13 protein-coding genes are annotated in these 12,984 nt (G+C 61.6%); 5 read left to right on the forward strand and 8 right to left on the reverse strand.

The window, feature by feature from the left end; all coding sequences use genetic code 11:
• Window positions 1-84: 84 nt before the first annotated feature.
• Entirely contained in the window at window positions 85-861 is a 777-nt protein-coding gene (locus tag CXK96_RS11530) for an N-acetylmuramoyl-L-alanine amidase (protein WP_102836592.1), read from the forward strand.
• Between the two features lie 9 nt (window positions 862-870).
• On the opposite strand, the gene CXK96_RS11535 is transcribed toward CXK96_RS11530, so the two are convergent.
• The 3 genes from CXK96_RS11535 to algB are packed head-to-tail and all read right to left on the reverse strand — an operon-like array spanning window position 871 to window position 4,433.
• Window positions 871-1,278, reverse strand: a complete 408-nt coding sequence (locus CXK96_RS11535; protein ID WP_102836593.1) for a DUF1330 domain-containing protein — start codon at window positions 1,276-1,278, stop codon at window positions 871-873.
• Window positions 1,279-1,302: 24 nt separating this feature from the next.
• Window positions 1,303-3,090 carry a KinB sensor domain-containing domain gene (locus CXK96_RS11540; protein ID WP_102836594.1) on the reverse strand — a complete coding sequence of 596 codons (1,788 nt, stop codon included), beginning with the start codon at window positions 3,088-3,090 and terminating at the stop codon, window positions 1,303-1,305.
• Complete coding sequence (algB, locus tag CXK96_RS11545) at window positions 3,087-4,433, reverse strand: sigma-54-dependent response regulator transcription factor AlgB (protein ID WP_102836595.1); 1,347 nt, start codon at window positions 4,431-4,433, stop codon at window positions 3,087-3,089. Before algB ends, CXK96_RS11540 begins: the two co-directional genes overlap by 4 nt.
• 302 nt (window positions 4,434-4,735) lie before the next feature.
• On the opposite strand from algB, the gene CXK96_RS11550 reads away from it, so the two are divergent.
• The 4 genes from CXK96_RS11550 (at window position 4,736) to CXK96_RS11565 (ending at window position 7,524) form a co-directional block, all read left to right on the forward strand.
• Window positions 4,736-5,179, forward strand: coding sequence for a ferritin-like domain-containing protein (locus tag CXK96_RS11550; protein ID WP_102836596.1), 444 nt, complete (start codon window positions 4,736-4,738; stop codon window positions 5,177-5,179).
• A gap of 181 nt (window positions 5,180-5,360) precedes the next feature.
• Window positions 5,361-5,597, forward strand: a complete 237-nt coding sequence (locus tag CXK96_RS11555; RefSeq protein ID WP_102836597.1) for a hypothetical protein — start codon at window positions 5,361-5,363, stop codon at window positions 5,595-5,597.
• A gap of 72 nt (window positions 5,598-5,669) precedes the next feature.
• Window positions 5,670-5,840 (forward strand): DUF1328 domain-containing protein, encoded by a 171-nt coding sequence (locus CXK96_RS11560; protein WP_019341907.1) that lies wholly within the window; start codon window positions 5,670-5,672, stop codon window positions 5,838-5,840.
• 454 nt (window positions 5,841-6,294) lie between these two features.
• A complete protein-coding gene (locus CXK96_RS11565) occupies window positions 6,295-7,524 on the forward strand; it encodes a nucleoside recognition domain-containing protein (protein WP_102836598.1) in 1,230 nt (409 codons plus the stop codon).
• A gap of 55 nt (window positions 7,525-7,579) precedes the next feature.
• Here the strand turns inward: CXK96_RS11565 and CXK96_RS11570 are convergent, their stop codons facing one another.
• From CXK96_RS11570 to CXK96_RS11590, 5 genes are all read right to left on the reverse strand, one after another.
• Complete coding sequence (locus CXK96_RS11570; protein WP_102836599.1) at window positions 7,580-8,602, reverse strand: AbrB family transcriptional regulator; 1,023 nt, start codon at window positions 8,600-8,602, stop codon at window positions 7,580-7,582.
• 1 nt (window position 8,603) lies between these two features.
• On the reverse strand, window positions 8,604-10,118 hold the full coding sequence (locus CXK96_RS11575; protein WP_102836600.1) for a tripartite tricarboxylate transporter permease: 1,515 nt from the start codon (window positions 10,116-10,118) through the stop codon (window positions 8,604-8,606).
• Between the two features lie 2 nt (window positions 10,119-10,120).
• Window positions 10,121-10,564 carry a tripartite tricarboxylate transporter TctB family protein gene (locus tag CXK96_RS11580; RefSeq protein ID WP_102836601.1) on the reverse strand — a complete coding sequence of 148 codons (444 nt, stop codon included), beginning with the start codon at window positions 10,562-10,564 and terminating at the stop codon, window positions 10,121-10,123.
• A gap of 72 nt (window positions 10,565-10,636) precedes the next feature.
• Window positions 10,637-11,611: a Bug family tripartite tricarboxylate transporter substrate binding protein gene (locus CXK96_RS11585; RefSeq protein WP_102836602.1), complete on the reverse strand. Its 975-nt coding sequence runs from the start codon at window positions 11,609-11,611 to the stop codon at window positions 10,637-10,639.
• Between the two features lie 33 nt (window positions 11,612-11,644).
• Window positions 11,645-12,907, reverse strand: a complete 1,263-nt coding sequence (locus CXK96_RS11590; protein ID WP_102836603.1) for an OprD family porin — start codon at window positions 12,905-12,907, stop codon at window positions 11,645-11,647.
• Window positions 12,908-12,984: the final 77 nt, after the last annotated feature.

Consider the following 12,984-nt stretch of genomic DNA (forward strand, 5'->3'; position numbering starts at 1 on the left):
CTGTTCCGGCGCCGATCTCTCGGCGCTCCCTGCCTGATCAAATGTTTCAGTCTGCGTCCTGTCGCTGTCGACCAGAGGTCTCCTATGAAAACCTTAATCCTCGCCCTGTTTGGCCTGTTGCTTGCCGGCTGCGCCAGCGGTCCGCGTATCGATACCCGCCATACTTCGCTGGGACACGACAGCCGCGCGCAGTTCATCGTGCTGCATTACACCTCAAGTGACCTGCAGCGGTCGCTGGAAATTCTCAAGGGCGACGGTGTCAGCAGTCACTATCTGATCGGCGAGGCGCCCGCGACCATCTACCGTCTGGTTGATGAGGATCGTCGTGCCTGGCACGCCGGGGATAGCCAATGGAACGGGCGCACCTGGCTTAATTCCAGCTCCATCGGTATCGAGCTGGTCAATCGAGGTTATATCGAAAGCGGCAACGGACGCCTTTGGTATCCCTACTCCGATGAGCAGATAGACGCTTTGATCGTGCTGCTCAAGGACATCATGCAGCGTCACGGTCTGCAGCCTGGCGCTATCATCGGGCACAGCGACATTGCCCCGCAGCGCAAGGTCGATCCCGGTCCGCTGTTTCCATGGAAACGGCTGGCGGACGCCGGCCTGGTGCCCTGGCCGGACGCCCAGGCCGTAGCCCGTCAGCGCAACCTGTTCGCGACGGCTTTGCCAGACGTGGCCTGGTTCCAATCGCAGTTGGCGGAGCAAGGCTACAAGGTGCCGGAGCACGGCTATCTGGATCTGGAAACCCGCAACGTCATTGCGGCGTTCCAGATGAAATACCGCCCGGCACGCTTCGATGGTGAGCCGGATGCAGAAACCGCAGCGCTGCTCGCGGTACTGAATGCAGCACGCTGAGGCATCAGCTCAACTGCGCGGGTTACAGCCGATCAGTCGTGAGTCGGCAAGTGCTGCGGTGCGGTGGATCGTGGCGGCGCGGTATTCCGGGTCCGCCAGCATGGCGAGGAATGCATCAGGCGAGGGATAGCGCACCAGCAGCACTTCGTCCCAATGTTCGTGCTCTGGTGCAATCAGCGCGACGCGGGCGTTGGCCATGAGCTCCACGTCGCCGCCGGCTGCACGCACCTTCTTGATGGCCGTGCGGCTGTAGACTGCATAGGCTTCTCTGCCGGAGCATGGCTGCTGGTCACTCTCGGCAGGGTAGGCGGCTTGGTCGTTGAAACGCAGCAGGTTGAGCATGAGGATTGGCTCGCCGGCGGGCATCTGCTCGGCGAAGCGTTTCAGCTGATCCTGGCTCGGATTGAGGCTGGGCATGGTGGCTCCTTTTTATTGCCAGGCTCAGATGGGCAGGGCGATGTAGAAGATGGTGCCGTGGCCGATCCGTGAATGCACGCCGATACGACCACCATGCAGCTGAGCGATTTCCTTGCATAAGGCAAGCCCCAGTCCGGCGCCGCCACGGCGTCGGCCGATCTGCACGAACGGCTCGAATATGCGCGCCTGCTGACTGTAGGGAATGCCTTCGCCGTTATCTTCGACACTGAGGATGACCCGTTCGCCGTGATGCCGCGCCAACAGGCGGATCTCGCCGCCGTCCGGCGTATGCCGCAGGGCATTGCTGAGCAGGTTGTCCAGGGTCCGGTCCATCTGCTGTTGATCCAGCAGCAGGCTTGGCAGTGGCGTCTGCAGTTCCAGCTTGATTTCAATGCCGTTCTGCGCGGCGCTTGGCTGGAAGCGCTGCCGTGCTTGCTCAAGAAGCGCCGCCGGGTCGCACGGCACGCGCTCAAGCTTTTGCTGACCGCTCTGGTAGCGGGAGAAGTTCAGCAGATCGTTGATCAATGTGACCAGGCGCTGCATCTCCTCATGCACAGTGGTGAACAGGTCGGCTTCGCGGCTGTTGTCCGGGTAATGCGTTCGTTCGCGCAGCAAACTGAAGGCCATCTGCATGCCTGTTACAGGGGTGCGCAGTTCATGCGAGGCACGCAGGACAAACTCGTTGCGTACCCGCTCGAACGTGCGCTGATCAGTCACATCGTGCAGCACCATAACCGCACCGCTGATGCGGCCGTCGTGATGGTTCACGGGGCTCATCCGCCATGACAACAGGCGGCGCTCGCCGTCGGCCTCTATCACCAAGTCTTCCGGCGGGGCGGATAACGGCGTGTCGGCCAATACTTGCTGAGCGGCCTCATCCAGCTCCGGATAGCCGAGGGCTTGGCCAAGCGTCGAGCCGAGGTGTTCTGTCTCCCAAGCCAGTTGGCGTTGCGCGACCGGGTTGGCATGTTCCAGGCGGCCTTGACGGTCGATGATCAGCAAGCCGTCATCGATGCTGTCGAGCAGCGCTTGCAGCCGTTGCTGGCCATCGACCAGTGCTTCGACATTGGTTTGCTTGAACTGGTGCAGGGCCTGTGCCATCAGACCGAAGCGACGAATCAGCGATGACAGCTCAGCGATAGGCGAGGTGGGCAGGCTGATATTGAAGTCGCCGCGGCCGATCTGGTCGGCCACGCTGGACAGTTGCTCGATCGGGTCACCGAAACGCCGGGCAAAGCTGTGTGCGGTCACAAACCCGATCAGCAGCACCGCAATACCGGTCAACCCCAGCAGCCCGGCGAGCAGCTGCGCTCGATCGCGACTGCGTATCTCGGTGTCGCGAATCTGGTTGTAGGCGGCCTGTTGCATATCGACCATCAACTCGCGGACGCGGTTGAAGGACTGGCTGAGAGGATTGTCCTCAAGAAGCGTCGCGTTCAGATTGGACGGTGTTTCCAGCTGCGCGGCAAAGCGGGTGTAAGCGTCGCCGATGGCCTCATAAGCTTTGCGGTCCTGCTCGTCGGGGGCTTCGGCCATGCCTCGCGCCAGCGAGTCTAGAAACACCTGGCGCGAAGCGTTCAGAGCTTCGATGTCACGCTCTTCGCGGACCAGCAGCAGTAGCTGGTTTCCCAGCGCCTGGCGCAGCTGCTGATTGACCTCGATAACACCGAAGTTATCGCGAATGAGGTGCTCCTGACTCTTGGCCATTTGCACGACGCTGACCAGGGCCAGCAGCAGCCCAAGCAAGGCCACGGTCATCAATGCGGAGAACCCCAGGAACAATCGGGTCCTCAGCTTCATCTGGATTTTCATAGGCCGTATTGCTTGCGTTTTCGATAGAGCGTCGAGGCGTCGATGCCAAGGATTCGGGCGGCTTGATCGAGGGTGTCGCTGGTGCTCAAAACGCCTGAAATGTGCGCTTTTTCGAGCGCTTCCAGGCTGAGCGGCTCACCGATGCGCGGAGCATTGCTGACCGCCTGATCGGCCAGACCGAGATGGCTGACTTCGATCATGTCCTGCGGGCAAATGATGCTGGCGCGCTCAACCACGTTGCGCAATTCACGCACGTTGCCTGGCCAGCGGTAGGCTTTCAGTGCGCCAATGGCGCCGTCGCTGAAGCCGCGCGCCGGGCGTCCATAGCTCTTCACAAAGAATGCCAGGAAGCGTTCGGCGAGGGTCAGCACGTCTTCCGGCCGCTCGCGCATGGGCGGCAGGTTCAAGGTAATGACGTTCAGGCGATAGAGCAGATCTTCGCGGAATTTACCTTCGCGAACCATCTCCTCCAGATTCAGGTTGGTGGCAGCAAGGATGCGCACATCAGCCCGTCGCGTGACCGGGTCACCGACGCGCTCGTATTCTTTGTCCTGGATGAAACGCAGCAGTTTTGGCTGCAAGGCGAGAGGAAAATCGCCAATCTCGTCGAGAAATAGTGTGCCGCCGTCCGCCTGATTGACGCGCCCCAGGGTGCTCTCGGTAGCCCCGGTAAAGGCCCCGCGGTTGTGTCCGAACAGCTCGCTTTCCATCAAGTCCGCCGACAGAGACGGGCAATTGATGGTGATGAAGGCCTTCTTCGAGCGCCGGCTCCAGTTGTGAATCGCCCGCGACAGTTCGCCTTTGCCCGTGCCTGACTCGCCAAGGATGAGGATGTTCGCGTCGGTATCGGCCACCTGGCGGGCCGTTTCCAGCACATTCATCATCGCCGGGCTGTACGAGCCCAGCGCATCGCTGCGTTTTTGCACCTCGCCTTCCAAAGCCTCAAGACGCGCAGCCATCTGACGAACTTCCAGCTGCTTGGCGGCCGACAGGCGCAGCTGCTCAGGGCTACATGGCTTGACCAGGTAATCCGCAGCGCCCGCCTGCATCGCGTCCACCGCGGTGTCCACGGCCGAATGAGCGGTCACGATGACTACGCGCATCCAGGGCGCAAGCACACGCATCTGCTGCAGGACATCAAGACCGTTGTCTTCACCCAGGCGCAGGTCCAGAAAGCACAGGTCGAATACCTGTCGCTGCAGGATCGCTTCGGCCTGCGACGCGCTGGCCGCCGTGACCACCGTATAACCACGATCCTCCAGGCAGTAGCGGAACGTGCGCAGGATCGCTGCCTCGTCGTCCACCAGAAGGATGCGGCCGCCGGTGTCGGTCGTTTGGTCCATGAATGCTCCAGTCAGGCAAAAGCGGTAAATGTATGGCGAGTCGTTTGGGGAAATCCCGGTGCTGTATCGCCGCCAGGTCGCCCGGCGCCAGCGTTAGTCTACGCAAAGCCATGCAAGTTGCACGGTGCATGAACGTCTTTCCTGCAGGCTGCAATCAGCGCTGAAACGACGATGAAGCGCAAAGCATTGATTTTAAAAGGTTTCAGGCGTTTTTATGGCTGGCACGGGGCTTGCGGTCGTTTAGCGGTAACGCGCGTATCGGCAGCAGTCGAGGCGCATCGCATCTGCATCAGGAGGCCCCCATGAACCAAGACATCACCCACCTCAACGAGCTCATCGAAATCACCCGCGATGGTCAGCATTTCTACCAGCATGCGCTGGAAGAAGTGAAAGATATCGAACTGCAGCATCTATTCCGCGATATGGCTCAGGCAAAGACGCACATCATTCAGGCGCTCTCGGTGAAGGTTGCGGCCAATCAGGAACAGCCCGCACAGGGAGGTACTACAGCTGGCAAGCTTCGTGAAATGTACGCCGATACCAAGGCACGGTTGGGCGACAGTGACGCGGTGTATATCGACCAGCTTGACCAAACCGAAGAGCGCATCCTGGCCGCCTTCGAAGATGCATTGAAAACTGCGGACCCTGATGTGAAGGCATTGCTGGCCATCGAGCTGCCGAAAATCCGGGCCTGCCATGAGCGTATTCACACCCTCAATCACCGTGACAACAACAGCAGGGATTAGTCCGTCGTGCAAATCGCCCGGCGCGGCGCAAGCGCATCGTGCAATATAAATTGGCGCAGCGACATTTTGATTACATAAGTTGTTGAATATAAAGGAATAAATGTAGATCTCAGGAGTGGCACGAGCCCTGCAAAATAACTACTAAGACAGACATGCCCCGCATGCTTAGAAGGAGTTGAGGATGAATCGTCAAGCACGTTTCCTACTGGTTGGAAAAGGTTTCCTTACCGCCGCTGTGGTCACGCTGATCGTTGGAGCCGAATATCCGATGTCGGAGCCGCTCAGCCAAACGCAGCAGGAGTCAGCGGAACGAATCCATATGTACGACGCTCAACCTGTAGGGATTGTGCAAACCGGACCTGCTCCGCAGACGATTGATTATGTGCAGGTGCGGTCTGAGCAACGTTGGGTTTTCTAGTTGGAGCTCGGCGAGCCGATCGTTAGCGATAGGTCCCGCTGAGGATGTTCTGAACCGAAGAGGAGTTACACCATGCTGAGTTGGGCTATCACGTTTCTGATTATTGCCATCATCGCTGCAGTACTGGGCTTCGGTGGTATCGCGGGCACTGCAACGGGCATCGCCAAGATCCTGTTTGTGGTTTTCCTGGTGTTGTTTGTCGCTTCGCTGATTTTCGGACGGGGCCGCGGCCCACGAGCCTGATGCATAACGCCGCCCGTCAGGGCGGCTGCACCGGCATAGGGAGGTTACAGCGGCTGGATGCCTTTATTTGAGCGCTTCGCAGGAAGCGGAGTGCTAGTTACTGAGGTGAATCGTCCGAGGATCACCTATCAGCCCCTACAGCGGGGGAGCCAAGGGGTCGGGACGCTCTTCGATGGAGCGACCTAGGGGTACAGGGAGTGCCTCCGTCATGGACCGGGCTCGGCGAGTGCCAACCGAAGGTGGGACCTCCACCTTCGGTTTGCGATTTCTCCAGCGCTTCACGTCCTGCGTTATTTGTTCACTTCAAGGGCTATTCGAGCCCGGCTGAACCAGCCTCAGCGCGTTGTCGCTTCCCTCCGTATTTCTGCGCCCACCTTCGCTCGTCCTGTTTGGTTCATGGCTGTTCTCCAGCCGCACCGCTATCATCGCGCGCAGTCACTCGTTGGAGAATCACATGCTCAACGGCCTATGGCTGGGCTTCTTTCTGGTCGCGGCAGTCGCTGCGCTCGGGCGCTGGCTGCTCGGCGACGACCCGGCTGTGTTTGCCGCCCTGGTCGAAAGTCTATTCGCGATGGCCAAGCTGGCTGTGGAGATCATGATAGTGCTGTTCGGCACGCTGACGCTCTGGCTCGGTTTTTTACGCATTGCCGAGAAGGCTGGCCTGATCGAGCAGCTGGCGCGTTTGCTCGGGCCGCTGTTCCGTCGGTTGATGCCGGAAGTGCCAGCCGGGCACCCGGCGTTGGGGTTGATCACTCTCAATTTCGCTGCCAACGGCCTGGGTCTGGACAATGCCGCCACGCCCATCGGCCTGCGCGCAATGCGAGCCCTGCAGGAGCTCAATCCGAGCAAGACGGTCGCCAGTAACGCGCAGATCCTGTTTCTGGTGCTCAACACCTCCTCCCTGACGCTGTTGCCGGTGTCGATCTTCATGTACCGCGTGCAGCAGGGCGCTGAAGACCCGACTCTGGTCTTTCTGCCTATTCTGCTGGCCACCACCGCATCGTCACTGGCAGGCCTCTTGGCGGTTGCTCTGGTTCAGCGCCTGCGTCTCTGGGACCCGGTCGTTCTCGCCTACCTGGTTCCTGGGGCGCTGCTCCTAGGCGGCTTCATGGCATTGCTCGCCGGGCTGTCGGCCACCGCGCTTTCATCCTTGTCATCGCTGCTCGGCAACCTGACGTTGTTCGGTTTGATCATCGCGTTCCTCGTCATCGGTGCGCTGCGCAAAGTGCCGGTGTACGAGAGCTTTGTCGAGGGCGCGCAGGAAGGCTTCGATGTTGCGAAAAGCCTGCTGCCCTATCTGATCGCGATGCTGTGCGCGATCGGTGTGTTCAGAGCCTCCGGCGCACTCGATTTCGGACTCGATGGAATCCGTTGGCTGGTGGAAGCGTTGGGCTGGGATACCCGTTTCGTCGACGCGCTGCCCACTGCGCTGGTCAAACCGTTTTCCGGCAGCGCCGCGCGCGCAATGCTGATCGAGACAATGCAGAGTCAGGGCGTGGACAGTTTTGCTGCGCTGGTTGCCGCGACCGTGCAAGGCAGCACCGAAACCACCTTCTATGTATTGGCCGTCTACTTTGGGGCGGTGGGCATCCAGCGGGCGCGACATGCGGTGGGGTGTGCCTTGGCGGCGGACTTCGCCGGCATCGTTGCGGCGATTCTGGTCTGCTACTGGTTCTTCGGTTGACCGGTGCAAGCAAGGGTTTCGAGGAGCGCTAAAAAAGAACCCGCCAATCGGCGGGTTAAAGCGTGGCTCGTTGCCAGACCCGAAATAACGGTTCGGCGAGAAACATCACCAGGAACAACCGCAGCACCTGCAGCGCTGTGACCAGCGCGACCGACAGCTGCAACGCCTCGGCTGTCAGGCACAACTCGGTAATCCCGCCGGGCATCATCCCCAGCATCAGCGACGTCTGGTTCAGCGTAGCCGCCCAACCGAGCACTTCGGCGAGGCCTGCTGCAGCGAGCATGGCCAACAGCGTAAACAGCAAGATGCGCAGCATGAATCGCGGCGCGCTGCGAAAGAACGGCCGATCGAAGTGACAGCCCAGCGAGCAGCCAATCAACCATTGTCCAAGCTGGCCAACGCCCTCAGGCATGCCCAGATGCAGATCGAAGGTGGCACTGGCGACGGCACAGACCGTCAGCGGCCCAAGCATCCAGGGGTTGGGTTGGCCGAGCCGCTTCCAGAGCAGCGCAAGCAGCCCGCCCGCCGGCAATAGCACAGCCAACCAAGGCCAGCTGACCGGAGACGGTGGTGGGGCGTCAACGGAGGGCAGGCTCCAGGTAAACAGCGCGGGAATGATCAGCACCACCAGCAGCAGACGCATGCTGTGGGCCGCGGCCACCATTGCTGGCTGCGCCGCGTGGCGGCTGGCCAGATTGACCATCTCGCTGGCGCCGCCCGGCATGCTGGAGAAGAACGCCGTTGCGCGGTCGGTGCCGCTGCGCAGCAGAATGAAGATGCCGATCAGGCTCAAGAGCAGGGTACATAGCGCACCGGCGAGGATTACGCCGAAGTGCGCCAGCACCTGCTGCATGACCTCGCTGGTGAAATGCAGACCGATAGCGCTGGCGATCAACCATTGACCGGCCTGTCGACCATTAGGGACTTCCTTTACCAGCCAGCCACTGCAGCGAACCGCAATGACCGCTAGCAGCGAACCGACCATCCACGGCAGCGGCCAGTTCGCCAGGCTGGCCAGCCAGCCGCCAAGGGCGCCGACCAGAGGCGTCGCCCACCAAACCGGCAGCGGGCGTGCCATATCAGGCATGCGCTTCGTTAAGTTTGGCGCGGCGGCGCTGACGCCACCAGCGCAGGCCCGGCATCGCCAGCATCAGCGCGGCCATGGCCCAGAGCACCAGGGTGATCGGGCTACCCCAGAGGATGCCCAGGTCGCCTGCGGAGATCGACAGCGCACGGCGCAGATTGTCTTCCATCATCTCGCCGAGGACGAAGCCGAGGATCAGCGATGACAGCGGGAACTCAAGCTTGCGCAGCAGGTAGCCGAACACACCGAGACCCACCATCAGCACTAGGTCGAACGTGGTGCTGTGCACCGAGTACACGCCCACCACGCTGATCGCGGTAATCGCAGGCACTAGCACCCAGTTGGGCACGCTGAGCATCTTGGAGAACAGCCCGACCAGCGGGATGTTCATCACCAGCAGGATGACGTTGCCGATGAACAGCGAGGCGATCAGGCCCCAGACCACGTCAGGCTGCTGTTCGAACAGCAGCGGGCCGGGTGTGATGTTGTACAACGTCAGCGCGCCGATCATCACCGCCGTGGTGCCCGAGCCTGGTACACCGAGCGTGAGCATCGGGATCAGCGAGCCGCAGGCGGAGGCGTTGTTGGCGGCTTCCGGTGCGGCCAGACCACGCAGGTCGCCCTCACCAAACTTGCCACTGTCACCGGCCATGCGCTTTTCGCTCATGTAGGTCATGGCGCTGGCGATGGTCGCACCGGCGCCGGGCAGCGTGCCGATGACGAAACCCGCGCAAGCGCTACGCACCATCGTCCAGAAGGTCTGGCAGAACTCCTTGAAGTTGAACAACAGACGTCCGCTGGCCTTCACCGCTTTTTGCCCGCTGTGGGTCTTTTCCAGCATCAACAGCACCTCGCTGACGCTGAAGAAGCCGATCACCACGATGACGAACTGGATGCCGTCCGACAGGCTCACGCTGCCAAAGGTAAACCGGTAGACGCCGGTCGTGGAGTCCACGCCAACGGTTGCCAGACCCAGGCCGATCAATGCTGCCATCAGCGTCTTGACCGGCTTGTCACCGACCATGCCGCCCAGGCAGGCGATGGCGAAGATCATCAGCACGAAGTACTCAGCCGGGCCGAACGCCACGGCCCATTTCGCCAGCAGCGGCGCGAACAGCACCACACCGCAGGTGGCGATGATGCTGCCGATGAACGAACTGACCGCCGACAACGACAGGGCGATGCCCGCCTTGCCCTGACGTGCCAGCGGATAACCGTCGAGGGTGGTCATCACGGCTGCTGCGTCGCCAGGGACATTTAGCAGGATGGCCGAAATACGCCCGCCGTACTCGCAGCCCAGATACACAGCAGCCAGGAGGATAAGTGCGGTTTCCGGCGGCAGGCCCAGGGCAAAAGCCAGGGGCAGCAGCAGAGCCACGCCGTTGATCGGGCCAAGCCCAGGCAGCAGACCAACCACGGTGCCTACAAAGGCGCCGAACAGCGCTACGAGCAGGTTCATCGGTCGCGTGGCGACATCGAAGCCCTGCCACAAGAAATTCAAGGTTTCCATTTTCAGCTCTCCAGCAAGCGCAGCACACCGAGCGGCAGCGGCACATCAAGCAACAGGTCGAACAGGCCAAAGAGCAGCACGCCCATCAGCACGCCACTGATCAGGCACGGCAGCAGGCGTCCGTTGAACAAGAGGCCCAGGGCGAAGGTGGCCAGCGCCGTGGTGATGACAAAGCCAAGCTTCTCGAACAGCACTGCGTACGCCAGCAGTACCAGCACGCAGTAGAGGGCGCGCCGCGCCATCGTCCAGTCGAAACGAGGCGTCGGCTCGCCGTGTGGTTTGCAGAGCAGCCAGAGCGCGCCGCAAGCCATCAGGAACAGCAGCAGTAGCGGGTAGGCGCGCGGGCCGACCGGGTCGTAGGCGAAGGGTGCCTCGAACCCCCAGGCGAGCAGCGCGAGGCCGGCGCAGGCGAGCAGCCAGGCCGCGGCAAAGACACGAACGTACATGATGGAATACCTCGGGAGGAGCCGGCCGCGGCTACCGGTCCGTCGGGACCGAAAGCCGCGAGCGGCGGGGTGTTACTTGACCAGACCGAACTCGGCAGCGAGTTCCTTGTAATCGGCGACCTGCTTGTTGACGAAGGTCTTGAGCTCATCGCCGGTCATCGACAGCGGGAACAGATCACGCTGCTCGCGCAGCTTGGCGAAGTCCTCGTCAGCCAGCAGGGTGTCGAACTGAGTCTTCCACCAGTTGAAATCTTCATCACTGACTTCTGGGCCCATGTAGAAGCCACGGATCACCGGCCAGCTGATGTCGTAGCCCTGTTCCTTGGCTGTTGGCAGATCCGACAGCTTGCCGGGCAGGCGATCATCCGACAGCACGGCGAGCACGCGAATCTTGCCGGCTTCGAGCTGCGGGGCGACTTCGCCGAGACCGCTGCTGGTCACCTGAACGTGGCCGCCCAGCATGGCGGTGAGGGTTTCGCCGCCGCCTTCGAAGGCGACGTAGCGCAGCTTCTTCGGATCCACGCCAGCGGCACGGGCGATCAGCGCGGTCTGCATCCAGTCCTGACCACCAATGGTGGCGCCGGCACCAAAGACAACGCTGGCCGGATCCTTCTTCACCGCAGCGATGAGGTCGTCAAGGTCCTTGTAGGGCGCGTCGGCGCGTACCGAAATGGCGCCGTAGTCAGTGCCGATGCCGGCCAGCCAGCGCACGTCGCTTTCGTCATAACGACCGAACTTGCCCTGCGCCAGGTTCAGCAGAGAGCCGCTGGAGAACGCCGTGATGGTCGACGGGTCGTCGGCGCGCTGGGCGATCACCGCGTTGTAGGCCACAGCGCCGACACCGCCAGGCATATAGGTGACCCGCATTGGCGCCTCGAGCAGACCGGAATCTTTCAGCCCACTCTGGGCCAGCTTGCAGGTCAGGTCGAAACCGCCGCCGGGCTTGGCCGGGGCGATGCACTCGGGGCGCTTGGGCTCGGCCATCAGCTGGCCGGACAGAACCAGGCAGGACGAAAGCAGGGCGATACGGCGGATTGCAGTCTTCATGGGTGTCTCCTTTGATTCTTATTGTGGACGGCTTTACCAGATCGGCAGGCTGTAGCTGACGATCAGACGGTTTTCGTCGGCGTCACGGGCGAAATCGGAGCGGAACATGGCGTTGCGCATGCGCACGGCGACATTCTTAAGCGGACCGGTTTGCACGACGTACTTGAGCTCGATGTCGCGTTCCCACTCGCTGCCGTTGCTGCCGCCGCTGTATTCGGCGTTGTCGCCGGAAATATAGCGGGTCAGGAAGGTCAGCCCGGGCACGCCGATGGAGGCGAAGTTGTAGTCGTAACGCGCCTGCCAGGAACGCTCGTCGGCATTAGCGAAGTCGTTGATCTGGACGAAGTTGACCAGGTACGGGTTGCTGCCGTCGACGTAGGCGTAGCCGGTGTCACCGTTCATCTGCTGATAGGCGAGGCTGACCTTGTGGCCGCCCAGGCTGTAACCCACCATGCCGTTCCAGGCCTGGTTGTCGATCTTGCCGGCATTGGCCGCGCCGGTGTCGTCGCTGATCATCAGGCGCAGGTCGGCGGTCAACGCCGAGTTCTCGCCCAGCGGCTGCACGGCCTGCAGATTGAAGAAATGCTGGCGGTAGATGTCGTCGAGCTCGGCGGCGTAGTAGGTGCCGATGAGCTTTTCGTTGAAGTCATAGCGCGCGCCGGCAAAGGTCAGGTGATCGGCCTCGGCCGCGCTGTCAAACCGACGGTTCTTGTTGTTGATCTGAAGCTCTTGAGAGTTGGTCGAAGCGCGGTCGATGACCTTGTCCAGGCGCCCACCGGTCAGGGTCAGGCCGGTTACGTCCTGGGACACCAGCAGCGTGCCTTCGAAGACCTGGGGCAGGGTTCGGCTGTCGCTGGCGGTGACCACCGGTGTTTCCGGGATGTGGCTGCCGTAGCGGAGTTCGGTTTCCGAGATCTTCGCCTTGGCTGTCAGGCCGAGGCGGCTGAATTCGTCCGGAGTGCTGCCATCGTCGCGTACAGGGAGTAGATCGGTGTTGGCGCGGCCGCCACCGGAGTCGAGCTTGACGCCGAGCATGCCCATGGCGTCGAGGCCGAAGCCAACGGTGCCTTCGGTGAAGCCGGATTCGATGTTGAGCAGAAAGCCCTGTGCCCATTCTTCACGTTTGGACTGGCCGGAGCCTTCGCGGAAATCGCGATTGAGGTAGATGTTCTGGGTTTGCAGAGTCGCGCTGCTGTCTTTGATGAAATCGGCCTGAGCCATGGGCGCCAGGGAGGCAGCCGCGACGGCGAGGGCAAGACGAGCAGGGGCGGGTTTAATTCTGACGGCAGTCAGCATCCTTCAATCTCCACTATTGTTTTTGTTGTGGCGGCGTTGTGCCGCGCCAGGTGGATCGAGCCACCTGATCCCGATCC

The organism is Stutzerimonas stutzeri, assembly GCF_002890895.1.
Classification (GTDB): domain Bacteria; phylum Pseudomonadota; class Gammaproteobacteria; order Pseudomonadales; family Pseudomonadaceae; genus Stutzerimonas; species Stutzerimonas stutzeri_AB.